The sequence below is a fragment of the Micromonospora sp. NPDC050397 genome (genome assembly GCF_044901685.1).
Classification (GTDB): domain Bacteria; phylum Actinomycetota; class Actinomycetes; order Mycobacteriales; family Micromonosporaceae; genus Micromonospora_G.
In genome coordinates this window covers 97,351-122,978 of record NZ_JBJDPS010000016.1, presented here as the reverse complement: position 1 = coordinate 122,978, position 25,628 = coordinate 97,351, and the positions used below count along the sequence as shown (strand labels likewise).

At 69.3% G+C, this 25,628-nt stretch carries 19 protein-coding genes and 1 CRISPR repeat array; of the genes, 15 read left to right on the top strand and 4 right to left on the bottom strand.

The window, feature by feature from the left end; all coding sequences use genetic code 11:
• Positions 1-775: 775 nt before the first annotated feature.
• A CRISPR array of direct repeats spans positions 776-1,170; the repeat unit is 29 nt; unit sequence GGGACCATCCCCGCGTGCGCGGGGAGCAG.
• A 299-nt stretch (positions 1,171-1,469) separates the two neighbouring features.
• The 3 genes from ACI2K4_RS31370 (at position 1,470) to ACI2K4_RS31360 (ending at position 4,834) form a co-directional block, all read left to right on the top strand.
• Positions 1,470-1,859 (top strand): hypothetical protein, encoded by a 390-nt coding sequence (locus ACI2K4_RS31370; protein ID WP_404516512.1) that lies wholly within the window; start codon positions 1,470-1,472, stop codon positions 1,857-1,859.
• A 9-nt stretch (positions 1,860-1,868) separates the two neighbouring features.
• On the top strand, positions 1,869-4,358 hold the full coding sequence (locus tag ACI2K4_RS31365) for a tetratricopeptide repeat protein (protein WP_404516511.1): 2,490 nt from the start codon (positions 1,869-1,871) through the stop codon (positions 4,356-4,358).
• A 266-nt stretch (positions 4,359-4,624) separates the two neighbouring features.
• Complete coding sequence (locus tag ACI2K4_RS31360; protein ID WP_352264629.1) at positions 4,625-4,834, top strand: hypothetical protein; 210 nt, start codon at positions 4,625-4,627, stop codon at positions 4,832-4,834.
• Positions 4,835-5,021: 187 nt separating this feature from the next.
• Here ACI2K4_RS31360 and ACI2K4_RS31355 read toward each other — a convergent pair whose 3' ends face one another.
• On the bottom strand, positions 5,022-6,185 hold the full coding sequence (locus tag ACI2K4_RS31355) for a helix-turn-helix domain-containing protein (RefSeq protein ID WP_404516510.1): 1,164 nt from the start codon (positions 6,183-6,185) through the stop codon (positions 5,022-5,024).
• Positions 6,186-6,416: 231 nt separating this feature from the next.
• Here ACI2K4_RS31355 and ACI2K4_RS31350 point away from each other — a divergent pair, with 231 nt between their 5' ends.
• Complete coding sequence (locus tag ACI2K4_RS31350; protein ID WP_404516508.1) at positions 6,417-6,671, top strand: hypothetical protein; 255 nt, start codon at positions 6,417-6,419, stop codon at positions 6,669-6,671.
• Positions 6,672-6,756: 85 nt separating this feature from the next.
• Here the strand turns inward: ACI2K4_RS31350 and ACI2K4_RS31345 are convergent, their stop codons facing one another.
• Entirely contained in the window at positions 6,757-6,963 is a 207-nt protein-coding gene (locus tag ACI2K4_RS31345) for a hypothetical protein (RefSeq protein WP_056791410.1), read from the bottom strand.
• Positions 6,964-8,064: 1,101 nt separating this feature from the next.
• Here ACI2K4_RS31345 and ACI2K4_RS31340 point away from each other — a divergent pair.
• Entirely contained in the window at positions 8,065-8,484 is a 420-nt protein-coding gene (locus tag ACI2K4_RS31340; protein WP_404516507.1) for a helix-turn-helix transcriptional regulator, read from the top strand.
• A gap of 106 nt (positions 8,485-8,590) precedes the next feature.
• Here the strand turns inward: ACI2K4_RS31340 and ACI2K4_RS31335 are convergent, their stop codons facing one another.
• Positions 8,591-11,857 carry a type ISP restriction/modification enzyme gene (locus ACI2K4_RS31335; protein WP_404516505.1) on the bottom strand — a complete coding sequence of 1,089 codons (3,267 nt, stop codon included), beginning with the start codon at positions 11,855-11,857 and terminating at the stop codon, positions 8,591-8,593.
• Positions 11,858-12,406: 549 nt separating this feature from the next.
• Here ACI2K4_RS31335 and ACI2K4_RS31330 point away from each other — a divergent pair.
• A complete protein-coding gene (locus ACI2K4_RS31330) occupies positions 12,407-13,174 on the top strand; it encodes a hypothetical protein (RefSeq protein ID WP_404516504.1) in 768 nt (255 codons plus the stop codon).
• A 570-nt stretch (positions 13,175-13,744) separates the two neighbouring features.
• Here ACI2K4_RS31330 and ACI2K4_RS31325 read toward each other — a convergent pair.
• Entirely contained in the window at positions 13,745-14,611 is an 867-nt protein-coding gene (locus ACI2K4_RS31325) for a hypothetical protein (RefSeq protein WP_056791400.1), read from the bottom strand.
• 898 nt (positions 14,612-15,509) lie between these two features.
• Here ACI2K4_RS31325 and ACI2K4_RS31320 point away from each other — a divergent pair.
• The 9 genes from ACI2K4_RS31320 to ACI2K4_RS31280 all read left to right on the top strand — a co-directional run bounded on the left by ACI2K4_RS31320 (position 15,510) and on the right by ACI2K4_RS31280 (position 25,400).
• Positions 15,510-17,909: a helicase associated domain-containing protein gene (locus ACI2K4_RS31320; protein WP_242424446.1), complete on the top strand. Its 2,400-nt coding sequence runs from the start codon at positions 15,510-15,512 to the stop codon at positions 17,907-17,909.
• A gap of 320 nt (positions 17,910-18,229) precedes the next feature.
• Complete coding sequence (locus ACI2K4_RS31315; protein WP_404516502.1) at positions 18,230-19,432, top strand: DNA-binding protein; 1,203 nt, start codon at positions 18,230-18,232, stop codon at positions 19,430-19,432.
• A 163-nt stretch (positions 19,433-19,595) separates the two neighbouring features.
• The gene (locus ACI2K4_RS31310) at positions 19,596-20,360 is read left to right on the top strand and encodes a TnsA-like heteromeric transposase endonuclease subunit (RefSeq protein WP_056791393.1); all 765 of its coding nucleotides are present in this window, start codon (positions 19,596-19,598) and stop codon (positions 20,358-20,360) included.
• On the top strand, positions 20,357-22,003 hold the full coding sequence (locus ACI2K4_RS31305; protein ID WP_404516501.1) for an integrase: 1,647 nt from the start codon (positions 20,357-20,359) through the stop codon (positions 22,001-22,003). The genes ACI2K4_RS31310 and ACI2K4_RS31305 overlap by 4 nt, the downstream gene beginning before the upstream one ends.
• A gap of 24 nt (positions 22,004-22,027) precedes the next feature.
• Positions 22,028-22,471 carry a hypothetical protein gene (locus ACI2K4_RS31300; RefSeq protein ID WP_404516500.1) on the top strand — a complete coding sequence of 148 codons (444 nt, stop codon included), beginning with the start codon at positions 22,028-22,030 and terminating at the stop codon, positions 22,469-22,471.
• The gene (locus tag ACI2K4_RS31295; protein ID WP_404516499.1) at positions 22,465-23,514 is read left to right on the top strand and encodes a TniB family NTP-binding protein; all 1,050 of its coding nucleotides are present in this window, start codon (positions 22,465-22,467) and stop codon (positions 23,512-23,514) included. The genes ACI2K4_RS31300 and ACI2K4_RS31295 overlap by 7 nt, the downstream gene beginning before the upstream one ends.
• 200 nt (positions 23,515-23,714) lie before the next feature.
• Entirely contained in the window at positions 23,715-24,320 is a 606-nt protein-coding gene (locus ACI2K4_RS31290; RefSeq protein ID WP_404516498.1) for an IS630 family transposase, read from the top strand.
• Between the two features lie 39 nt (positions 24,321-24,359).
• Entirely contained in the window at positions 24,360-24,863 is a 504-nt protein-coding gene (locus tag ACI2K4_RS31285; RefSeq protein WP_404516497.1) for a hypothetical protein, read from the top strand.
• 390 nt (positions 24,864-25,253) lie between these two features.
• The gene (locus ACI2K4_RS31280) at positions 25,254-25,400 is read left to right on the top strand and encodes a hypothetical protein (RefSeq protein ID WP_404516496.1); all 147 of its coding nucleotides are present in this window, start codon (positions 25,254-25,256) and stop codon (positions 25,398-25,400) included.
• Positions 25,401-25,628: the final 228 nt, after the last annotated feature.

Sequence of the window (25,628 nt, the reverse complement as noted above, 5' to 3'; positions counted from 1 at the left end):
GCGCGCGTCCTCCTCCGGAGGAACGACGCACGACCCTACGGGTCGTAAAGACGATAAAGCCCTACGGGCTTTTAAACAATTCCTCCGGAATTGTTTATGAATTCCTCCGGAATTCATGGAGTGAGTGGGTGGCCAGGCGGGCCCTGCGCTCCGCGCCGGGCCGGGTGGTGACGGGTCGTCGTGTGATGCTCCTTCCGGCTACGCCTACAGGACGAGCCCGCTACGCAGGCAGCTGGCTACAGGAGGGGGGCGGTTCGGGCGGGGGTGACCCAACGGGTCGGTGGGGCGGACCTCCTGACCGTGCATCACCACCGGGCACCGGGTAGAGACTGGGAATATCCACCACCCCCTCCAGACTCACTCCCCCTGTTGTGCATCACACTGAACAGCTGGGTAAAGACTGGGGTTTTGTGGTGTCACCGGATAAACCACAGACACTAAAAGGAAAGCACTTCAGGACGGAACCCTGGAGCCCGTTCCATTGCCGCCCCATTCGACCGGTGAAACTTCGGAATCCGTCGGTATAACCCGGCCCATGAAGCTGAAAGGTGGAAGGCGTGCGGTCTCTTGACGTCACGTGGAGGCGTCACGGGGTGACGCCTCCTGAACGCGAACGCCTCTGGCGATGAGCCCGGGTTCGGGCACCTCGGAGAGCAGTACAAGGCATCCACCCATCGGCAGGGGCTCCGGCGCGCTCCCCCGCAGGCGCGCTGGGGCTCCAGGGCGCCCCTGGAGCCCTTGGGGCGCCCTGCTGCGTCGCGGTGGCCCACCGGCCGCCGCCATCCCCGCATGCGCGGGGAGCAGCTAGCCGGCGCCTTCGTGAACTTCGGTCAGTGGGGACCATCCCCGCGTGCGCGGGGAGCAGGCCGTCGACACGCTCGTCACCGATTTCGGGACGGGACCATCCCCGCGTGCGCGGGGAGCAGGGCAGCCCGGGGATGCCCTACCTCGTCGCCTGGGGACCATCCCCGCGTGCGCGGGGAGCAGAGGTCCGTGGTGTCCGCGGTCGAGAAGTTCTGGGGACCATCCCCGCGTGCGCGGGGAGCAGATGGAGCGGCTCAGTGAGCTCTGGGTGCCGCTGGGACCATCCCCGCGTGCGCGGGGAGCAGAGATGCTCGACAGCGCGGGCGGTCCACTGCGAGGGACCATCCCCGCGTGCGCGGGGAGCAGACTCCGTGACCTGCGACGCTACCGCGCCACACAGCGGTCCTGACACACTTTCACCGAAACCGGCAAAACCGGCAAACAGGGGCACGTGACCGGCTGCGGCCCCGCCCCGAGAACCAGCGCAGCACCGGTCACCGCTTCCCTGAGATCGCCCCGGATGGGGCGGGGGTCTCTTGTGGCGAACTGGCTGATAGCGGTGCTGCGGTCGAACTACGCTGACGATCCTTATCCGTGGATGTTGGGGGAATGCCATGTTGGTCGATGGACTCGTAGCTGTCGCGACTGCCGGGGGCGGTGCGATCGTGCAGGCCGCGGGAACGGAGGCGTGGAGCGGGATCCGGGGCGGCTTCGCCCGGCTCTTCGGCCGCGGAGAAGCCGGACGCGAGCAAGCGGAACTGGAACGACTGGACCAGACCCGGGCCGCACTCGCGGCCGCCCAGGAGGGCGACGAGGTGCAGCGGGTGGAGATCGCGCAGGTTGCCAGGTGGCAGACCCGCCTCGAAGTCCTGCTCGAGGAGCTGCCGGAAGCGGAGCAGCGGGAGGTGGTGGCGGAGCTGCGGACCCTGGTCGCGCAGGTCAAGGCTGCCGGGCCGGCGCAGGCGGTGCACAACGATTTCAGTGGTGCGACGTTCACGAACAGTCAGGTGCTCGGTAGCGGGAGCATGACCGTGACGAATAACCACGACAAGTAGGACAGGGCTGTGGGGGGCAAGAACAGCGCCAAGCGCAAGAAGACCGGGAAGGCCCAGAAGCAGGGCCAGGGGCGGGCGGGCACCGCGGTCCGGAACGACTACCGGGGTGCTGAGTTCACGAACAGTCAGGTGCTGGGGCAGGGCAATCAGACGACGACCACGTATGTGCAGCAGTACGCGCCGGTGCCGACCGCGTTGGACGCGCTGCCGGCGTTGCCGCAGGAGTTCACCGGGCGTGCGGACGACCTGGCGTTCATCCTGGATGTCCTGGATCCCGAGCGCACTGGCGGTGGCCCCGCTGTGGCGGTGTTGTCGGGGTGGGGTGGGGTCGGGAAGACCACTCTGGCCTACGCCGCGGGGCATGCCGCGCAGCAGCGGGACTGGTTCACCGGTGTCCTGTTGGTCGATCTGCGTGGCTACGACCCGCATCCGGCGCAGGCGGAGGACGCGTTGGAGGCGTTGCTGCGGTCGTTGGGGGTGCGGCCTGAGCATCTTCCGCCGCCGGGGGCGGGCCGGGAGGCGTTGTACCGGTCGCAGCTGAACGTACGGCAGGAGAAGGGTGAGCGGCTTTTGGTGGTCGCCGACAACGCCTCCGCCCTTGCTCAGGTGCAGCCGCTGCTGCCGCCGGGGCATCACGGGATGCTCGTCACCTCCCGGCACGGTCTTGCCGGGCTCGGGCGGATGCGGACCGTCAACCGTCTCCAGCCCGAGGACGCCATCACCCTGCTGCAAGCGGCGTTGAAGAAAAGCGATCCGGATGATGTGCGGGTCAAGGAGGACCTGGGCGCGGCGGAGCGGGTGGTGCTGGCGTGTGGGTGTCTGCCGCTGGCTCTGCAGATCACCGCGGCGCTCCTGGCCCAGGACCCCGGGCAGCCGCTGTCCGAACGGGCAGACGCCCTCAGCCAGACGGAAGGTGTCCTGGACGGGCTGAGCGACGGGGAGCGCAGCCTGCGGGCCATGTTCGACCAGTCCCTGGAACGGCTCCTGCCGCAGGAGCAGGATCTGTTCCGCCTGCTGTCCCTCAACCCCGGCCCCGACATTGCCACCCCCGCCGCCGCCGTCCTGGCCGGCCAGCCCCATGCGGCCACCGAACGCCTCCTGCGACAGTTGGCTACCAGCCACCTCATCGAGCGCAACCCCGCGGCCCGGGGCCGGTGGCAGATGCACGACCTGCTGCGCGCCTACGCGAACGAACAAGCCGAAACGGTCAAGGCACGCGGCCGCGACCCGCGCCGCCGCTACGAACAAGCACACACCCGGCTCATCAACCACTACATCCAGCACGCCGAAGCAGCCGATACCCATTTCCACCCCCCAGGCAGCCTCCCCGTGTCGTCCCGGTTTTCCGACCGGGAGCAGGCGCTGGCATGGTTCGACGCGGAGCGTGAGAATCTCATCGCCATCGCCCACACCAGCCCCCGAGCCGGCTTTGATCTGGGCTTCGCCCTCGGCCGCTACCTGCAATGGCGACGACACCTCCAAGACCTCGTCGTGGTCCGCTCCCTCGCCCTCGACGCCTGCAGAACACTCCACGACACCCTCAACGAAGCCAGCGCCTGGAACAACCTCGGCGGCGCACTCAAGGAACTGCGGCGCTTCCCCGAAGCCCTCCACGCCCACGGGACCGCCCGCACCCTGCACCAGCAGACAGGTGACACCCACGGCGAAGCCGGCGCCTGGAACAACCTCGGCGGCGCATTGCAGGAACTGCGGCGCTTCCCCGAAGCCCTCCACGCCCACGAAACCGCCCGCACCCTGTACCAGCAGATCGACGACACCCGCAGCGAAGCCACCGCCTGGAACAACCTCGGCGGCGCACTGCAGGAACTGCGGCGCTACGACGAAGCCCTCCACGCCCACGAAACCGCCCGCACCCTGCACCAGCAGATCGACGACACCCACGGCGAAGCCGGCGCCTGGAGCAACCTCGGCCTCGCACTGCAGGAACTGCTGCGCTACGACGAAGCCCTCCACGCCCACGAAACCACCCGCACCCTGTACCAGCAGACCGGCGACACCCACGGCGAAGCCGCCGCCTGGAACAACCTCGGCCTCGCACTGCAGGAACTGCTGCGCTACGACGAAGCCCTCCACGCCCACGAGACCGCCCGCGACCTGTACCAGCAGACCGGCGACACCCACGGCGAAGCCACCGCCTGGAACAACCTCGGCACCGCATATCGGGGCCTGGGTCGCTTCGACGAGGCCGTCGCTGCCAGCCGGCAGGCTGTCGCGATGCTGGCCGCGGCTCAGGACTGGTTCCGTACCGGTGAGGCGTGGGGCGAGCTGGCCACGACCCTGACCGCCGCGGGCGCTGATCCGGGGCAGGTGCGTGACGCGTGGGACGAGTCCGCCGCCGCGTATACGCGGGTGGGCGCGGACGAGGAAGCAGCCGCTTCCCGCGCCCACACAAAGATCGTGAAAGAGCAGTCGCCCACGAGGGCCTGCCCGCCTTCCGAAGAGACGTCGGGTGGTGCGGGGACGGACACAGACGCATAGCCCAGCGGAGGCCGCCACCGCGTGCGGCGTCAGCCGTACGACAATCCGCTGCCGTGAGACGGGTGACCTGCTGGGCGTGCAGTACCCCGTGAGCGGCTGGATGCCACCCCCGGTTCAGAGGGCTACGCGGCGCTCGGAGCACTCGCGAGAGCGGAGGTGGGCGTAGTCCTCGGCGGCCTGGACGGTGGCCTCGACACGGGCTGCCTGCTCGCGGAGCTGGGCGGTGCGCAGCTCGCTAGCGTGGGGCTCTGGCGCACGCTGGGGTTATGAACGCGCCGATAGTCATCCACCGCCCTTCTGCGACCGGTGGTCGGCGGGTCACCATCCGCGGGCAGATCGCCGGTCTCGCCCACGACGACGGAGACGTCGTGGAGTTCCTACGCCGGGCCGGCCTTCCTGACGCCGAGCAGCTGCTGGACGACGCGTCGTGGGTGCAGTGGCGCGGCGGCCGAGCACACCGCTACGAAGCGGCGTAGCGGGTCCGGCCGGTGGTCAGGCGGGTGGGACGCCGGGGGCGAACACGCCGCGGTCGCGGAGCTGCTGAAGGCTGTCCAGGCCGCCCGGCCGGTAGAGCGGTGCCGCCTCGACGTCGGCTTCGGTAGCGCGCACCCTCCGGGTGGAATCCGTGGCTGCCGAGGGGGTCACCCGCGAGTGGCCCACTGGCTACAGGAGCCCGGCGATGTCGGCGAGCCAGTGGCTGACCGGGTCGTCGGTATGGCGCAGCAGGGGAACGCTGATCCCGGTGATCAGGAGCAGGGGCACCGTGAATATTCCTACCAGTACCGGTCCGCTTTCGAATTCGGGGTCGTACTTCTCCAGGACGGACATGTACCCGAACCAGCAGATCGCGGTTACCAGGAGGGCGGCCAGGGCGGCGATGATCAGTTTCCAGACGCTGGGTCCCGGGTCGGCCCGGATGCCGGCGGCGAATGCCCCTCCCGCAGTCCAGACTGGTGCTGCCAGCACGAGGAAAGCAAGAGTGTCGCGGCCGGGCCTGATCGTCCTCAAGGGCTCGGAAACCGGTGGGCGCGGCCGGTGCGGATTCGGTGGCTCACTGGGGGCCTTCGGGCCGGTGGGGATGGGTTCTCGCGGCGTGGCGGCCTGCCGGGCTGCTTCGGTCGCCTGTCTTGCGGCGCGGGCTGCGAGGGTGGCTTCGAAGCTTGTGGCCTGCGTTGACGCCCCGGGAATGGTCCGGGTTTGCTCCTCGACGAGCTGCTGGTTCTGCTTGCGCAGCACACTGACTTCCTGCTGTAGCAGGCGGGCCTGCTCGCGCTGTTCGGAGAGTTCCGCCTCGATCTGGTGGATGTAGTCCTGGGCGTGGCGCAGGCTTTCGTCCTGTTCCTGGACCTGTTCCTGCAGGAGTGCTCGTGCGCCTTCGGTGGTCCGGGCGTGGTCGAGTGCCTGGGCCAGTTGGGCGGTGAGTTCGCGGGCTTGGGCTTCCAGGACGGCCAGGCGCATATCGGCGAACTGTTTTGCCTGCTGCTGCTCTCCCCGGAGGCGGGTCAGTTCCTCCCTGATCTGGATGAGCTGGACGGCGGGTGATCCGCTGGCGGCGTGGGCCTGCCCGCACAGTGCGTCCAGCAGGTCTTCCGTGTCCTGGCCCCAGAGCAGGCCACGCCCGTCGAGGAAGGCCCGCAGGTCTCGGAGGAAGTCGTAGGGGGCGGTCCGGTCCCCGCTCAGGTAGCGGGAGAGGGTGGCCTGCGAGATATGCAGCGCGTCGGCCAACTGCTTCTGTGTCCCGCCCACGGCCCGGAACCCGTCCACCACCTCACGCAATGCTGCCGCGTACGCGGCAGCAGCCGCCGGGACCTCCTGAGACCCGCCCATCCCCGCCCCCTCTATCGCCCCCGTGAACGCCGCCCGAGAGCAGCGCAGTTGACCGATTGTGACGTATGCGTTGACATCCTCGGAACGGCTCGCTGAGCAGCGGGGAAAGACGGCTGGATGTTGACGATTGCCGGGAACGGGCTGTTCCCACTCCCGCACCGCACGGCCCCGACGAAGCCTGGTACCAGCGGCCGCACGGGGCGGACGCGAACACGAGCGAATGAGGTCGCGATGGCTGTCTCTGCGAACCTGGTACCCGCATCCGTCACCGCGGTCAGCGGCCTGGCCACCGCGATGGCCGGCGCACCGTGGTGGGGCGTTGTCATCTGCCTCGTCCTGACCCTGGCCGCTACCTCGGTCCAGACGCTCTTCCCCCAGGACTCCCCCGACCGCCTCACCTGGTGGACCGACCACCGCGCACACCGCCACCTCCGCCGCACCCACAACCACGACCGCCGTGACACCCGGCCCGGACCACCCGCATGACCGTAGGCCTTGGCAACAGCCTGGGAGGCGGGGTCGCCCGTACCCACAAGCCGCAGGTGAGCAGGCAGGCCCTCCGGAGGTCCGGTCACCGCGCGGCCAGGACCGCGAGGGCGGCGATGGCGGCGACGGCCGCGACCAGGACGGTCGCCACGGCGGCGGCCAGGCTCAGGGGCTTCTCCAGGCGGGGGTGGCGGTAGGCCACGTACGCCACACCGACCAGGACGAGCACGCCGACCACGACCAGGAGCAGCACGACGGACAGGGCAAGAGCGAACAGGACAGGGTTGGGCACGGCAGGACTCCTCGATTGGCGGGACAGTTGGGTGATGGCGGGGCGGGCATCTGTTACTGCGCCCCTTGGGGTTCGGGCCGGTTGCGGGGACAGCAGCGCCCCGCGTCCGGTCCAGGCCGGAGTGCGGGGCGGGATGCCGGGAGCACGGTGACGGAAGAACGAGCTAGCGGCGCAAGAGGGGCAGTGACCTGGTTATGGCGTGGTGGGCTCCTCGGACGGACTGCGGAAACGAAAAAAGGCCCCGGTGGGAAACCAGGGCCTACTCATTGATGCGGGCATAAAAAAAGCCCCCGTCAGATAAAGAAGACGAGAGCTTGTTGCTGCGAACAGACTTGTGGCGCAGGTAAGTTAACTTACTGCGGACACAGTGGTGGTGTCGTTTCTTGCACCCCTGCGGACACGCTGGGGCCGGTCACCATCATCCGGGACCAGAGCCGCCTCTGTCAAGCCTTTCTGAACTGCTGACAGTTGGCCGGTGATTGGCATCGGTGGATGGAGGGCGTACCCGTCTGACCACGGTGATTGTAGGTCAGTATCTGGCCACGCGCTAGCCCGGCACGCCAACTACTTTCCAGCAGAAGGGTCCGGGGTTGTCGTTGTCGTGCCCGGAGTTGGCGTCCGCTGAGCGGAGTTCGAGATCGCAGCACCGCCGAAGCCGAAGTGTGCATTCTCGGGGATGCCGACGAGGCGTAGCGCACGGCCGCGGGTGGCCAACTCGGCTCGGACGACGTCGGCGAGGCGGTAGAGAGGGCGGCCGGTCTCAGTGAGGCCGGCGCGGGGAAGGTATCCGCGGCTGGCCCAGCTGCGAATGGTGGCGGGGCAGACTGCGGCGGCCCCCGCGCTGAGGAACTGGCGGCCGCGAGTGACATGTGCGGCCGCCTCGACGGTTGTCAGAAGATTGGTGTTCATATGGGCATCCTCTAGGACACAAAAAAGCCCCTGATGTTGGTCAGGGGCTCGTACGGGCACAAATGTACTGCTGGCATCAGTGTGACGCTAAACGATGATCTTGTCCAGCGGGATGCGGTACGCACCGCTCCGACGGGGGTGGAGCGGTGCGCTTGGCATGGCGCGGTGGGGGAGCCGCTCGGAGGAGGCGCCATGAGCTCGCATCCGACGCTGGACCGGCGGGAGACTGCCGCTGCGTGCGGTGTCAGCCGTACAACTATCCGCCGTCGGCGTGAGGCTGGCGCCTTGCCCGGTGCGGTCGAGGATCCGCACCGGGGGTGGCTGATCCCTGTGGACGACCTGCTGGGCGCCGGGCTACGGCTGCACGCGCCGTCCCCACCCAACGAAACGGCGCCTCCCGAGCCTTCCGGACCGGAGGGCCAGCCGGCGGTCCCGGGGCCGGACGTGGTCGCTCTGCAGGCCGAGCTGGAACGCATGCGGCATGCGCACGCCCTGGCCGTGACCGAGGCGCAGCACCTGCGGGAGCAGCTGGTGGTGCGGGGTGAGCACGTCGCGGATCTCCGGGCGACACTGGCGGTGTTGATGCCCGCACCGGCCGGATCGCACGCGTGAAACGTGTACGACGTCTCTCATGGGACGCCGCCAGCTGGCGGTGTCGGCCGAACCAGGTGCCGTCGTCATCGCAGGGAATGGCAACTTCTCGCGATGACGAGGCGGTTTACATCAAGGTGTCGTCTCCTCCGGGGAGTGCGGAGTCCAGCGAGAAGCGGGGTTTCCTGTTCGCTGTGTTCTGCGGCCAGCGGACCCCTGCACCGGCAAGGCCGTCCAGCGTGGTGATGCCGCTGGCGCGGATGGACTCCAGGATGTCGGTCTGCTGAGGTTCAAGACTGACCAGGCGGGTCAGGACGGAGAGTAGATCGAGGAACTCTCCGGTCCAGTCCGGGTCCCATGCGGGGGCGTTGACGTCGTCGAGCGGCGAGCTGCGGCGGCCGCCGGGTTCCTTCTTGCGGTAGTCGAACCATGACTTGATGACGTTACGACCGCCGACCGTGTAGTCCCATACCTGCCGGCTGACCGGCCCGAACTCGCCGTCGCCCATGACGACGGCTTGACGGTCCGCGTCGTAGGCCAGGGTTTCCGGCAGTGCTGTGACGGGCTTCTGGCTGAGCGGGCGCTGTGGGTCGCCCACCGGCAGGCGCACGCTCCCCGCGGGCCGTCCCTCGCCGGTGAAGCACTGTCCGTACGTGTGGAGCCACAGCACCTGATGGCCGAGTGCGACTGCCTTCTCCCAGAGTTCCGCGTCCGTCGTGACGGGGACGCGTATGCCGGGTGTGGTCAGTTCGTCGGCGAAGGTCTGGGTGAACGCGGGGTGGGCCACGATGCTGGCGACGTAGGCGAGGACATCCTCCGGGTCAACCTTGGCACCGAGGGTGTCGGAGAGCGCCGTAGTCAGCCCAGGTGCGAGGTTGGGGGTCCCCTCGGGGTGGAGGAATGGGAGGGTTCTGCCGCCCTCGGAGCCCTTGAAGTGGTCGAAGTCCGGGATCAGGGCGGAGAAGACCACGCCCGGTCCGGGTCGGATGATCTTTCGGTGCTGCTCGACCATGAAGACCTGTCCGGGTATGCGTGCGGCCCACAGGTCGCGGCGGGGCATGTCCATCACGCGGGGGTCGGCGATCACCCATTGCCGGTCGAAGGCCCGGTATCCGACGCGCGCGACGGCGGGCTTGGGCGCGGTCTCCCGGAGGAAGGGCTTCTCGGGCGTGGGGCTGGTGTCGTCTCCGGGCAGGGGCGGTTTGGTCTTCTTGAGGTTGGCGTCGCGGCCTTCTTTGAAGAGCGTGGCTTTTCGCTCGAGGTCGCCTTCACCGATGAGCTGGGACCACCGGCGTTCCAGGACTCCGCTGCTGGGTGCGTAGACCCAGGTGCGGGTTGGGAACACGCCGGGTGAGTACCAGGGCAGGAGGTCGTCGAGTGCCGGGTAGGTGTCCCACTGGCTGGTGCTGGCGGGGGTGAGGGGGGCCGTCCAGTCGGTGCGGCAGTCGCGCCATCCGTCGTCGTCGAGCTGGGTGGCGGTCAGGGCTTCGAACTTGCCGGCGCGGCGCCCGGTGAGGGCGCGGTGGCGGATGCGGGCGGGTGTGGTGGTGTCGGTACCGGTGCGGCGGACGAAGATGCCGATGGCCAGGGGCTGGCGTACGCCTGGGAAGATGCGGGTCGGGATGTCCGGGGTCTGGCCTTCGGGGGTGCAGTCGATGATCCATCCCTCGGAGGCGTAGCGGCGCAGGTAGGTGCGCATGCCTTGGAAGGCGGGGCCGGTGAGGTAGCCGGAGGTGGTGATGAAGGCGATGACGCCGGGTTCTCCGTCGTCGGTGGCGGGGGTGGATTCCCAGGCTTTCCAGGTGGCCCAGCGCCAGAAGAAGACGTACAGGTTCTTCAGTTTGGCCTTGAAGCGGCTCATCCCGGGGACGATCCAGTCGTCCAGGATGGCGTCGTTGCCTTTCTTGTTCTTCAGCTCCAGGCCGCCGTTTTCGACCCAGCCGCCGGCGCCGTTGGCGAGTTCGGCGTAGGGCGGGTTGCCTATGACGACGGTGACGTTCGCCCGGGCCTTGATCTCGTTGGCCTTGCGGCGGGAGGTCGCGATGAGCTGGAGGGAGGAGCGGAGCTGGGTCTCGGCGGCGTTGGGGTCGTCCAGGGTGTCGGTGACGAACAGTTTGAGTCCGCCGTCCGGTGGGGCGGCCTGGTAGCGGTTGAGTTGTTCGGCGGTCCGTAGCTCGGCGACCGCGTAGGGGCCCATCTGGAGTTCGAACCCTGCGACGCGTTCGGCGGCCCGGGTGATGGCGCCGGAGACGGCTCCCGGACCGTCGTGTTCGGCGGCGTTCGCCGCGATGCGCTCGAGGACCGCGTGGAGATAGGTGCCCGTTCCCATGGCCGGGTCGACGGTGAAGACCCCGGGGTCGGCGAATCCTCGTGGTTTGCCGAGGCGGGTGACCAGGACGTCGTCGGTGAGCCGGACCATCTGTTCGACGACTTCGATGGGTGTGTAGTACGAGCCGGAGCTCTTGCGCAGCGCGGGGTCGTACTCGTCGAGGAAGTGCTCGTACAGGTGGAGGTAGGTGTCGCGGCCGCTGCGGCGGATCCGGTTCCAGTCGACGGCGTCGACCGTGCGGGCCAGGAGGTCGAGCGTGACGCGGAAGTCTCGGGCGACGTCGTCGGTGAGGAGCTGCAGTGCGCGCCCCATCAGGGAGTGGTCGGCGCGGAGTTTCTCGCCGATGGTGTGGAGGGACTCGCCGAAGACGGTGATGCCCTCGGTGCGGGCCAGCAGCAGGGCGAATGACACGGTCTGCGCGTATCCGTCGGCGAACGTTGTCTCGTCCGCGTGGGGGAAGAGCATCGCCCGCCACTCGGCGGCTAATCCGAGGAAGGGCTGCAGGCGTTCGTCGGCGCCGCCCCTGACGGCCGTGTGCTCGGCTGCCAGCTGGTCTCGTACCTCTCCGCGCAGCAGCCGTGTCATTCGAGCGATGGCCGTCACCAGGCTGTTGAGGCTGGTGATCGGTACCGGTTTCCAGACCAGGAAGTCAGCCAGCAGCGCCTCGAACTCCGGTGGTGCGGTCACCTTCCCGTCGTAGAGGTCGCCCGCGAAGTGCACCGTGCGCCGGTGCTCGCCGTCCTGGTACAGGCGCCACTCGGTGCCGTTGGTGTAGAGCAGGTTCGGCAGGTCCTTCTGTCGTTCCCACTGCACCTTGTCGTGTCCGCGCAGCGCGGTCGGGGCGATGGCCTTACCGGGTGCTTTGACCTCAATGTATCCGGTGATCGCCCCATCGATGCTGACCCCGTAGTCGGGCCGCACGCGCCGCTCGGTATCGCGCACCTCGTCGTGGAAGACGGCCCGCACCCCCAGCTCAGGTCCGGCTGCTCGCAGCAGACGCTCCAGCGGTGTACGTAACGCAGCCTCCGCCTCCCCCGGACCGGCCAGCTTCAGCGCACACTCCACACCGAACACCTCGACAGCCCTCGCAAGCCAACGCGGTATCTCTCCCATAACGCCCCCTCACCGAACAAAAAATGATCATGTCAGATCAGCTGATCATTCTTAACGGGCAGTCAGAAACGCTTTCATTACGACGAATTGGTACGACAGCTGACCTGTTCGTCGACCTGGGCGGTGTACAACGCGGCTTCGGCGGACACCGGCCGACGCAAGGCCCCTGAAAGCCAGCGCAGCACCGCCTGCCTTCCCCGTCTCTGCGTCCTCGGAACGACCGCTGCCCGCCCCGCCCGCCCTGCGCGGATCGCGTAGACCGCCCTCCCCTACCGCCTTGGCAGCACTCACGCCCACGGATGCGCCGGGTGCCCCTGAGGGCTCCGGGGCGCCCATGCTGCGTCGCGATGGCCCACTGGCCGCCGCGAGGTCCTCAGAAGCCAGCACAGCGCGCCGCCCGCCCTCCCTGCGACGGCAACCCGCTATCGGATCGGCCCGGGCGGTCAGCGGCAACGAGACCCGCTGGTACGCGGCCGCAGGGGTGGGGCCAGAATCTCCGCCATGTCAGAAACCTTCTGGGTCGCCCTCAGTGCGATCGTCGCCACCCTGGCCTTCGGTGGCGTCGTGTGGCAGGGATACCTCACACGCGGCGTACTGAAGGTCAATCAGCTCATGACCGCCGACGCCATCCGCAGCCGACTCGACTTCCAGGCCCCGGACGTCACCCTCAAGCTCAGTCCCCCTCCGTGGGACCCGCTGGCCGCGACCACCACAGGGATGCCGTGCAACCCATGGCCACAAGGGCACCGCTGGCACTTTCCCGCAGATCAGGAGGGCGCCAACCGTCTCGTACTGCAGCAGATCCTGGTCCTGGAGAACCTCAGCGACCGGCGCGTGCAGGCACGGTTCGACGGCGACCTGGTCGTGGCCGATGACGACAGGCGGCCCAGGGCCGCCGGCGTCATCGTCCTGGAACCCGGCGAGACCAGCCGGGACGTCTACCTGCAACGCGAGTTCACGATCAAAGAACTCTCGGAGAACTACACGGCGCAGCAGGCCGGTCAGGAACTGCCGCACAAGGTGACAGGCACCGTGACCGCAGAGGACGACCGCGACAACGGAAGCACGGATCGCTGGGACCTGGCACTGACCGGCTGCCCCGTCCAGCCCGTCCCCGACCGGGGAAGCCTGTGGATGATCGCTCCGTGGCACCTGACCGAAGGACCGGGGCTGCGCACCCTCAACTACAGCCTGCTCCCGTCGCGGCAGCGCATCCACTGGATCTCACGTGCCAGAGGGATTCAGCTCCCCACTCCGGACGGTTCGTAGCGGTGTAGCACCCACTACGCCATAGCGGCAGCACGGTCGGCACCCTCGACAAGATTAAGGACAGCCCCGGAGTGCGGGACCGGGGCGGGGCACCATGGAGCACATCCCGTACACGCCGCTGGAGTACCGGACCTCGTGCGGGCGCGGACTGTCACGTCGGCATCGGAGAAATGATCAGCCGAGACCACAGCACACGCTCGATGGCCTTGAGCCGTAGCTCGGTCCGTTGATGGAGATCACGTCGCGGTGATGCAGGAGGCAGCCCGAGGTTGGCGGTGACGGGGCCTCGTCGCCGAACACCTGTCCCACTCGCCGAAGGCCTTGTTCCGAGGAGGCCTCGCAGGATCAGTCATAGCTCGGGTTGCCGTTGCCGCCCTGGACGCAGGGAGGGGTGACCCCGACCGGGGCCACCCCTCCCTGCCGCGGACCCTCCCCGCGGCCACCAGCCACCAGTGGAACCCTTTCGGCAGTCATGCGGTGTGAGCGTCAGCAGATTCGTGCGGGGCAAGACGCCTCACACGTGGAAGAGGGCCCGCCGGAGCGGGGCCCTCTTCCATGTACGGACGTTGCTTAAGGTGTCTTGGGCTGCCAGCGGGCGGCGGCACCAATGGCACGGGCCTCGTCGGATACGGCTGCCCGGAGCTGCTGCAGGCGCTCGGCGTCCGCTTCCCCGCCGGCGGCCGCCGCGTCCCATCCGGCACGGAACGCGGTCTTGTCGAGCGCGGTCCGGACGTCGCGAAGCACGAGGAGCCCGGCCTCGAGGACGTCCAGGGGCGCGGGCTCAGAGCGGCGCGGCATCGGGCTCTTCTCGGCCGTGGCCACCTCGAGCTCCATCTCCTGCGCCGCAGCCTTCAAGGACGCGGCGGCGACCTTCCCGCCGTCAGCCTCCGCCCTCTCCAGCACTCCGTGGGCCACGTCCTGCCCGTGGGTCTCGACGATCGGTGCCAGGACCTTGGCCTGCGCGGGCAGCAGGGGCCTGTTCGTCGCCTTGCTGAGCGGGGCCACCAGGGCGAGGCGCTTGCCGTCCTTGATGAATTCGTAGACGGCCGTGCGGTCCATGTGGAGCACGGTGGTTGCGTACTCGTCGAGCGACGCGTAGCCCGCCTCTTTGTGGAGCTCGTCCTCCACGAGGATCGCCAGGGCCGCCCCGGCCTCGATGCGTCCGCGGACCCGGGCCGCGCGGACGCTCTCCATCTCGGTGAGCTTCGCCCGGCGCAGTGCGTCCTTAACGACGGCCAGGCGCTCGGCCGGCGTGCCGGTGACCTGATCACGCTGGAGCGGCGTGGCGTCGAACGGGTCGGGCAGCACCGGGACGGCGGAGGTGTCCGGCTCTACGGCGTCCCGCTTCGGGGCGCGCCCGGGGAGCAGTCCGGCGAGGCCGCCGCCGCCGGGTGTCAGGCCGAACAGGTTCCCCGTCGTCTCGGTCGTGTCGGTCATGCGGCGTGGTCCCTTTCAGCGGCTCGGAGCATTACCTCGCGGACGAGGTTGGCGAGGTCCTCGGCCACGGATGCCGAGGTGCGCGAGACCGCCGGACCCGTGGCGGGTGACCTGCCGTCGTACGGGTGCAGGACCCCATAGGCGGCTGGATGCTCCCGGTTCAGGCGGGCTATGCGGCGCTCGAAGCGCTCGCGAGGGCCGAGACGGGCGTAGTTCTCGGCGTCCTGGACGGCGGCCTCGGTACGGGCTGCCTGCTCGCGGAGCTGGGCGGTGTGCAGGGCGTAAGCGTGTGCCGGGGGTGGGGCTCTGGCGCACGCTGGGGTTATGAACGCGCCAATAGTCATTCACCGCCCCTCCGTGACCGGTGGGCGGCGGGTCACCATTCGGGGGCAGATCGCCGGTCTCGCCCACGACGACGGGGACGTCGTGGAGTTCCTGCGCCGCGCCGGCCTTCCCGACGCCGAGCAGCTGCTGGACGAAGCGTCGTGGGCGCCGCGGCGTGGCGGCGTAGCGGATCGGCCGGTGGTCAGGCGAGGGGACGCCGGGGGGAGGATGCCGCGGTCGCGGAGCTGCTGGAGCCTGTTCAGGCCGCCCGGCCGGTCACAGGGTGCTGGTTCGCCGTGCGGGCCGCGAGCAGCAGAGGCTGGTCTGCTCCTTCAGTTGACCTGCGCAACGCGTTTGTTGTCCGGCATCATCACGATATGCCGGTCGATCCCGTACTCAGGGCTCGTCCGCCAGCTGGAGCCGTCACTTATGTTCGTCCGGATCCGTCCGTCTCGTCGCGAGCTCAACCGCTCAGGCGGCCGGGCCCCTTGAGAGATCGGTCTCTTCGCTGATGCCTGCCTCCCTTCTGCTGTCGGCACCGGCGTCGCGTTCTGCTACGACACAGCCAGGGCTGGTGCGGCTCGCGCCGCTGCAGGGTGAGACGAACCTTTCGTATCTGGACCGGCTGGCCGACCGCTACCGCCTTGGCGTCAAAGACCTCATCCCGCCGCTGCTCCAGGACGGCACAGAACTGTTCAGGGGCTTCCGCACGGACGGGGAGGTGTACCTCAACGCCGAAGCGCGCGCCCGTGTCTCCGCGTTCTGCCGCGTGTCCGAGAGCGTCCTGGGAAGGGCTCTGCCCGCCTGGGCCGCCCATGAGCCCTTGTCACCGGACGGGGCGGGTCCGGCGGGGCGGTTCCGCTTCGGAGCTGTGGTGCCGGCCGCGGGGGAAGGCTGCCGGCTGTGTACGTCAGCGCGCACCGGAGGGGCCAAGCCCGCGCGGCTGTATCTGCAGCCGCACACCCGGGTCTGCCCGCGCCACCGGCGCTGGATGCTCGGCACCCAGTGGGTCGACGGCGCGCCGGCGGGCACCGAGCAGATCGGCCTGGCGGGTCTGCCCGAGGTGCTTTCAGCGCACCGGTCCCACCTGCACCTGCTGCGGCGCCGTCCGGACACGGCCCGGGCGTTCGAGGTCGCTCACGCCGTGATCGTCTCCTGGTGGGCGCAGCAGTGGCCGGAGGAGGAAGAGTGGCCCGATCGGGTACGTCAGATGGCGCCGTCGGGGGCAGATGCGGGCTGGTGGCGGCTTTTGGTGCGGGACGCGGTTGTCTACCCGGAGACGGTTGCCCTGGCCCGGGTCCTCACCGGCGCACACGTGAGGCAGCGGCTGCTCGTTGAGACCGGCGGGCATCTGCCCCACATGCTGGCTCATACCCCTGCCTTCATTGCTGGGTTGGCGCGGGTGATGAGACGGCCGTGGCTGCTTGATCGGGTCGCCTCGGCTTCGGTGGGCCCTTTGCTGGTCTGGGTGCAGCACTGTGTACGGGCTGGTGCGGGCTCGGCCGCCGCCGGGAGTCTGTGGGAGCTGCGCACGGCGCACCGGCCTCGCAGCGTCGCCCGTGAGCTGACCGTCTACCGCGGTGCTGCCGCCCGGCGGGAGGAGGCTGCGGGCGGCGGGGGGCAGCGTCTGGGGTTGCGGCACACTTCGGATCAGGCGTTCACGGCCGGTTTGGCCCATGCCCGTGCTTATGCCGCTGTCCACGGCCACCTCGCCGTCCCGATCGGCACCTGGTTCAACGGCTTCGCCCTGGGCCGGTGGCTGTCCGATCACCGTGAATCTGCTGCGCTGCCGCCCGAACACGTCGCGGCACTCGAGGCGCTGGATCTCTGGTGGCGGCCGCCGTGGCCTGTGACGTGGCAGCGCTTCTACTACCAGGCGCAGCACCACACCCGCGCCTGCGGGGCTTTGCGGCCCGAACACGGCTTCCCCACCACCGGCTTCGGGTTGGGTCAATGGCTCTACCAGCAGTGCGTCGGCTATGAGAGTCTGCACTCCGCGCAGCGGGGTCTGCTGGCCGGTATCGGCCTTACTTGTGAGGCCGTACGGGTGGCCCGCCCCGGTAAGCACCGGGCTGCTTCTTTCCAGCGCGCTCTTGGCTGTGCGCGCGCGTTCGCGGAGGCTCACGGGACGTTGGTGCACGCGACTACCGGCACGGTCCAGGACGGCCACAGGCTGGGGCAGTGGCTGGCCGGCGAGCGCAGCAAGGACCGAGCCCACCAGCAGCGTCACGGCACCCACTCCCCCGGGGCGCTGGCACTCTTGGCGATCGACCCGTGGTGGAATCCGCCGTGGTCACTGCAATGGCAACGCTCCTGGTATCAGGCTCGCGCCTGTGTCCAAGACGGCAAGGTCCTCAACGCGGCGGCGGGGTTTCCTGGCACCGGCAGCAAGGTCGCCACGTGGCTGACCACCCAATGTGCCCGGTACGACACGCTCCTGCCCGAACAGCAGGACCTCCTCGCCCGCATCGGTATCACCGCAGCCGCCGCTCTCGAAGCCACTACCCGGCCCACCGAGAGCGGGACTGACTACGCCACCGCGTTGGGACACGCCCGCTGGTATCACGCGGTCCACAACACACTCGCTGCGGCGACCGGCACCATCCATGATGGCTTCCACCTGGGACAATGGCTACGCCGACAACGCCAGCACGCCCGTGACAACGCCCGCCGGGGCGCACCTTCGCCGGCCGCCGCGAAAGCTCTGAGCGCGCTCGATCCGTGGTGGTGCCCGGCCTGGAGCCTGGCGTGGCAGCGCTCTTGGCAGCGCATCCACGACCAGAGCGAAACCGGCGCCCGGCCTGGGACCGGTCATCACTCCCGCAGCCTCACTCCCGTCCAGCGCGCCTGGCTGCGCCGGCAGCACACCCGGTACCACGATCTGCACCCCGGTCAGCAACGCCTCCTGGCCGGCATTGGCCTCACCACCCGGACCACGGCCGGACCCGGGCCCGTCCCACCGCACGCCGAGTGACTATCCACCCTGGTGATGGTGGGACGTGGTGCGAGGGCTTGCCAGCTCGGCGGTGCGTGGCGCTGATGGGTTGAGAGCCACACGGAAGTACTGTGAAGAACGCCCGCCAAGGCCGGTGAACGCGAGAGCGTGGTGGAGTGACCCCTCGTCCCGGCCTCCTGTCGACAGTTCCTCTGCAGAGGGAGACGACCTCGTCGCTGATCTGCCGCATCGCGAGCCGCTACGGGCTGGAAGCGAAGGCGTTGCGGTCCTGCTGGAAGTGGCACAGTCACCAGCCCCGGCACGACGGCGGGGGTGCACGGGCAGACGCCGAGGTGCTGTTGAACACAGCTGGCCGGCAACTCCTGGGAGGCTTGTGCGGCGTCGAGGAAGACGTGCTGGCGCGGGCGTTGCCGTCCTGGGGACACCGGGACGCCAAGGTGCCCGCCGAAGAGGGCGGAGTGCCGGCGGCGGTGTGGCGGATCGGGGGGACGGTCGCCGGACCGGTGGCATTCGGCTGCCGCCTGTGCACCGCCCGGCGTACGGGGACGGTCGTGCGGGTGGTGCGGTACTCACCTCTCTGGTCCCGGGTGTGTGTCCGGCACGGGAGGTGGTTGCTGGACGCGGACGCCGACCAGCCCTACGAGTACCTGGACGTGCGGTGTCTGCCGGAAGTTGCCGCGGCGCAGCGGCGGTGGGTGGGGGTGGCGCGGCGCGTGGTGCGGGCGGGGGCTCAGCCGGAGCGGGTGTTCGCGCTGGCGCACGCGGTGGTGACCCGCTGGTGGGAGCAGGCCCTGCACTGGGAGCGGGAGAAGGTCTGGCCGCGGCGGTTGCATCAGGTCGCGGGCGGTGATGCCGGGGGTGATCTGGAGTGGTGGCGGATCGTGGGGCGGGGCGCGGTGGTCTTCCCCGAGGTGGTGGCGGTCGCCGACGCGCTGCTGGATCCGGCCATGGGCGAACTGGTGTGGGTGGACAGTGGTGCCGGGCAGCCGCGGGCGCTGCCCGTCGATGGGTTGTTCTGCCGTCGGCTCGGTGAGCGGGTGGGGCGGGAGTGGCTGGGGCCTCTGGTTGCGGCGGACCATGGCGGTCCGCTGATCGCGTGGATGGGCAGCGTGATCCGGTTGCGTCGTGGGGCCGGTGGGCCTCCCGGATATGACAACGACCCCTGGTGGCTGCGTCGGGAGTATCAGCCGGTGACGATGGCGGGGCAGTTGCGGGTGCTGGGCAAGGAGAAGAAGGCACCCGGTTCGGGGACGATGTGGCGGACGGTGGTGCCGGCTGAGCAGCGGATGCGGATCGGCAGTGCCGAGGAGCAGTTGCTGCAGCTGCGCGGCGTGCAGAGCGGGCCGACCGCCGAGGTCGCCCGGCAGCTGCTGCAAGGCCTCGGTCACAGTGCCGGTCTGGTCGAGGCGGCCTGGAAGCGGACCGCGGTGGCGGCGGTGAACGGCGGGGTGCCGTTGGAGGAGGTGGCCCGGTGGGCGGATATGTCCCCCGGGACACTGAGAAGGATGCTGACGGCAGGCGGGCAGGAAGAGGACGGCTGAGATCAAGGTGGGCCCGGGCGCATCGCCTGTTAGCTGATACAGCACTCGTTTGTGGCAGAAACCCTGAAAACGACGATGCTTGTCGGCGGGAGCGGCTTGGCTGACGCGGGTGATCAGCACAGGAGAGGCCGCCCGGCCCGGGGGCCGGGCAAGGCGAGCGGCCGTGGATCGTCGGAGCGGCTTCGAGGCGGTGTTCCTCGATCCGGTGGGGCAGCCGGTTCAGCAGCGGTGGGCGGATGCCGCCATGACCGTGGGATTCGAGGAGTTGCGACCGGTGTCGGCGTTCCCGGTGATCCCTGGGCGCCGCTGGGGGCCGGGGCTGTGGTGGTCGGCGACCACCGGGCGGCACGTGGCGGCCGGGTCGAACGCGATGCGCACCCAGCTGATGGTCCTGGACCGCGACCCCGATGTGACCGGGCTCGCGGGGCGTCCGGTGCGGCTGCTGTGGCGCGAGGAGCGGGGCCGGGTGCGTTCCTGGGTGCCGCAGCTGTTCGCCCGGTACCGCGACGGCACGGGTCTGCTGGCCGACTGCCCCAGCCACCTGGAGGCCGGCGGCGACCGCGCGGTGAAGGCCGCCGAAGCGGTGAACGCGGCGTGTGAGGAGATCGGCTGGGCCTACCGGCGTCTTGCGCCGCTCGACGACGTCCTGGCCGCCAATCTGAAATGGCTGGCCGGCTACCGCCACCCCCGCAACGCCGGCCGCCCCGGCCTGACGCCCACGGTGGTGGAGGCGTTCGCGCGGCCGCGGCCGCTGATCGAGGGCGTCGAAGCGGCCGGCGACCCGATCGAGGTCCTGCCGGTGGTCTTCCACGCCCTGTGGCACGGCCGGGTGACGGCAGATCTAAAGGCGCCGCTCCACGAACGCCTCCTGGTCGGTCCCGCGGGCTGGAGTGGCCCGCGTCCGGGCACGGCGGGAGGGGCCCGGTGACCGCGCGGCGCAACGCCCGGCCATCGGTGACGGTCGGGGCGCAGGTCCGGTTCCGCGGTGTGAAGTGGCAGGTGGTCGCCCTGTCCGGGCAGACCATTCACCTCGTCGGCCCGGACGGCGGTGGCGAGGCGGTGCTCGCCGGGTACCTGTTCGCCGATCCCGGCTTCAGCGTCATCGGGGCCGAAGTGCCGCAGGCGGCCCCGCAGTGGGGGCTGTTCGAGACCGCCCCCGCCGCGGCACGTGAGAAGGCCCTGGCCTGGCAGCGGCACGTGCGGGAAGTCGAATGCGGCCTTGCCGACGGGCCCGGCAGCGCTGGAGCGGTGCGTGAACAGTACGCCCCAGAGCGGCACACGCTGGCCGAGCGGGAACAGGCCAAGGCCGAGGAGCTGACCGCTCTGGGCTTCGGCCGGGTGTCGCGCACCACGGTGCAGCGCATGCGGCTCGCTTATCGCAAGCAGGGCCTGTGGGGGCTCTTGGACCACCGCACCACTCGTGCCTCCAGCCCCACCGGGCGGTCCGACGAACGGGTCGTCGCCGCCGTCCGTGAAGCGCTGCGCCGCCGGCGCGGGCGCTCCAAAGGCACCATCAACGGCCTGTTCCCGCTCATCAACCAGATCCTCGAAGATCAGCACGGCCCCGGTACGGTGCCCGTACCGTCCCAGGCGACGCTGTACCGGCTCGTCACCACACTCGCCCGCCCCGGCGAACTGCCCAGCGGTCCGGTGCGGCAGGTGCCCGCGAGTGTCGAGGGGCGAGCCTTCACCCCTGCCACGGCGCTGCGGCCGGGCGAGCAGGTCCAGATCGACACCACCCGCCTGGATGTCCTGGCCCTCTTCGACGACGGGCACCTGGCCCGACCCGAGCTGACCATCGCCGTCGACGTCGCCACCCGCGCCATCCTCGCCGCCGTGCTGTGCCCCAGCGCGACCAAAGCCGTCGACGCGGCCCTGCTGCTCGCGGAGATGGCCGTCCCGCACCCCGCCCGCCCGACCTGGCCGGACATCCTGCGCATGGACCACGCCCGCGCACTCCCCCACCAGCGGCTGGCCACGCTGGACGAGCGTCTGGCCGGTGCGGCGGCCCGGCCGGTCGTCCTGCCCGAGACGATCGTCGTCGACCGCGGCAAAGTCTTCATCTCCCGGGCGTTCACCGCCGCCTGCGAGACCCTCGGCATCAGTGTCCAGCCGACCCCGCCCCGCGCCCCCAACGCGAAGGGCATCGTCGAGCGCACCTTCGGCTCCATCAACGCCCTGTTCTGCCAGCACCTGCCCGGCTACACCGGATCCAACGTCACCCGCCGCGGCCCCGACACCGAGAAAGACGCCTGCTACAGCGTCACCCAGCTCCAGGACCTCCTCGATGAGTGGCTGGTGCACTACCACCACCGGCCCCACGAAGGGCTGCGCCACCCGATGATGCCCAGGAAGGCCCTCACCCCGAACCAGATGTGGGCCGTCCTTGTCGCGGTCGCCGGGTACGTGCCCGTCCCGCTGACCGGGCGCGACTACCTCGAACTGCTCCCCGTGCGCTGGCAGGCCATCACCCCCGGCGGCATCACCATCCACCACCGCACCTACGACGCGGACCTCCTCGCCCCACACCGCGGCCGGCCCTCCCCCGTCGCCGGCCGCGGCGGGAAATAGGAGATCCACTACAACCCCCACGACGTGCGCCAGATCTGGGTCCGCCTCCCCGACGGTGAACTCACCGAGATTCCGTGGATCCACCGCGACCACGTCCACCGGCCCTTCGACGAACGCACCTGGCAGCACATCCGCACCCAGGCCGTTGACGGCAACCACGGTGACGAAGAGCAGCACGAAGCCAGCCTCGCCGACGCCCTCGACCAGCTCATGCGCCGCGTCCACAGCGGCCACTCCACCACAACGGAAAGGGCACTCCTGGCCCGCACCGCTCACCTCCCTCTCCCCGCAGCCCGCGACGGGGACCACGACACCGAAGCACCCACCGACAGCCCGGCGCAGCAAGCCACCGAAGGTAACGACGACAGCATCGACGACCTCGACAACCTGCCCGACGACGACGTCAGCCCCGCCCCGGCCACCGGATTCGGGCTCTACAACGCGCACGAGGAAGCCGACAAGTGGTGAACCCGAGCCCGCCAAGCGCGAGCAGCACACAAGCCGGCGCCGGCGAAAACGGCGGATCCGAGTTGTTCTGGCCGCTGACCACCTGGCAGGGCTGGCACCGCTTCGCCACCACCGCCCCCGTCGTCCCTCCCCTGCCCGGCGACCGGCTCCGCAGTACGGAGGAACGCCTGGCCTACCACTCCAGCTTCGTCACCATCCGCACCCCCGCCATCCACGCCCTGGCCACCCAGGTCCGCACCCTGATGATCCTCGGACGCCATCAGCAGACCACCGCACGGCCCTCACTGATCGTCACCGGACCGGCCGCAGCCGGGAAGACCACCGCGCTCCTGAACGTCGGGCGTACCTGCCACCTTGCCCACACCCGCAAAAACCCGCCACCACCCGGATCAGCGCACGCCTCGGTGCCCGTCGCGTATGTTCTGGTCCCGCCCGGCGCGACCGCGAAAACCCTCATCACCGAGTTCGCCCGCTACCTCGGCATCCCCGTGGCCGCGCGCATGACCCAGACCCAGATCACCGAAGCCGTCTGCCACACCTACACCCAGGCCGGTGTCCAGCTCGTGATGATCGACGAGATCCACCGCCTCAACCCCCGCACCACCACCGGCGCCCAAACCGCCGACCTTCTGAAAGACCTCAGCGAACGCCTTCCCGCGACATTCGTCTACGCCGGCATCAACGTCACCGACACCCCCCTCTTCACCGGCGTGAGAGGCGCCCAACTCGCCGGACGCGCCACCCTCGTCGACTGCGGCCCCCTCCCCGCCCGCCACGGCACCCGCCACCCCTTCCACGAGGTCATCACCGACATCGAAAACCACCTCGACCTCCAGCAGCACAAACCCGGCACTCTCCCCCGCCACGCCCCCTACCTCCACCAGCGCACCGCCGGCCGCATCGGATCCCTCACCCGACTCATCCGCCAAGCCGCCATCACCGCCATCCACGACGGCACCGAACGCATCACCAAAACCGCCCTCGACACCATCCGCCTCGACCACCTCGCCGAAACCCAACGCCGCCCCCGCCGAGGCCGATAGGCACACCTGCCAGGCAGACAAAACGGCGCTGACCAGCACAAACACCAACTGGGCCTTTACACGCTAGAACTAACTACAACAGACCCATCCCCGCTCAGCACAGAACACATAAACCCAGCTCAGGTACCCCAACCCACCTGTACGAGCCGCCAATTCCACCTCTCAGCGAACCAGCAACACCCCAGACCAGCTACCTCGCTGTGCACCAACACCCCCCCTCCCAGCGTTACGAACGCCGCACCCACGACTACCTGCGGCACGGCATCACCAGCCTGTCCGCCGCCTTCAACATCGCCGACGGCACCGTCATATCAGCGTTCCACCGCCACCACCGGGCGATCGAGTTCAAGAAGTTCCTGATCCGGATCGACAAGGCGGTGCCCGCCGGACTCGACGTGCACCTCGTCTGCGACAACTACGCCACCCACAACACCGCCGACATCAGGACGTGGCTCGGCAGACACCCCCGCTTCCACGTCCATTTCACCCCCACCGGCTCCTCGTGGATGAACCAGGTGGAGCGGTGGTTCGGCCTGCTGACCGACAAACTCATCCGCCGCGGCGTCCATAGGTCCGTGAAAGCCCTGGAGGACGACATCACTGCATGGATCGACACCTGGAACGAGAACCCGCGGCCCTTCACCTGGACCAAGACAGCCGACGAGATCCTCAACTCTCTCGCCGACTACCTCACCAAGGTCGGAACCACCGGCCAGAAAACAGAGCAGAACTACAGTAGTTCAGAGAGCCGCCAGTCGGCGCCATGGCCGCCCGCAATAGGGTTGACAGCGACGACGACGCCCTGAGCCGACCCCTAGGAAGGCCAGGGACCAGGGGGGAACGTGATGGACAAGGACAACGCCGTCATGCGGCGCACTAGGACAGTCCGGGCCACTGTGTCCGCGGGCATCGCGGGCGCGACGGTGATCGGTCTCGGTGCGGGGGTGCTGCCCTGGTGGCAGGTACTGGCGCTCGCTCTGCCCGCGACCGGACTCGCGGGCTGGACCGGATCGCGGATCGGTCGTATCGACGGCATCCGCGCCGCCCGCCTGGAACCCGGGGAACGCGTGATCGGCACCTACGCGGTGCGACCGCCGTACACCGAGCACACCCCGCCCTCGCCCCACGAAGGGACGCAGTACCACCTCCGTGTCACCTCACGCGGCGTGGAGATGTGGGAACGCGCCGAGCTGCTCTGGAAGCACCCCTGGCCCGAGCTCCGGGTGATCGTCGACGGTCCCCGCCTGCGCATCCACCACCTGGGGCAGGAAGCCGGAACGATGCTGCTGGAACAACCGGGCGCGGTCGCCGAGGTCCGACTAGCTGCTCAACGGCACGGCGTCGCCTGACGGCGAGGGCACCTGCCCCGCACATCCGGGGCCGGCCGAATCAGGCGGTCGTCAGGGGCGAACGCTCCTGACTTGCGGCGCCCAACGGGCCCCCGCTGCCGCGAAGCCAGCGCAGCGCCGCTCCGCCTTCCCCGAGACCACGCCCACCACACCCCCCACAGCAGAAAAGGCCCGTCAGAAGAGGGGAAAACCGAATACTCACCACACGGGAGGTCAGCGAAAAGGCGTTGAACGCCCTTTCCCCCCGGCAGTGGCTCTATCGAGCAGTAGTGGTTCTGGCCCACTTCTTGTGGTGCGTACGCAGGGTGACTGTTGATCTTCGTGTGGTGCCTGTTGAGGTCGCCCGAAAAGCGCCCGGTTGGAGAGCGGTGTGGTTGACAGTGGTTCGCCATGAACGAAGTGCTTCCGCAGCTCGACGAATTGCTGTTCTCCTCGGTCGCCGGTGCGTCCGTTGAGTCGGTCGAGGTGACCGCCGCAGTCGTCCGGATCAAGGCCCGTACAACTTCCCGTCGGGCGGCCTGCCCGAGATGCGGATGATGGTCGCAACGAATACATGGCTCCTACGTACGCTCCCACCGTGGCCTTTCGGCGGTCGCCGGGTTCGTCGTGATGTCGTTGCGGGTGCATCGGTTCGCCCGTGTGGAGGATTCCTGTTTGCTCAAGACCTTGTGCATCATGTCCCGGACCCGGTCCGCACTGGTGAATGCAGGCTCGGCGATCTTCACCACGGGCATGCTCTGCGCGGCCAGCTGGACCATCCGGGCC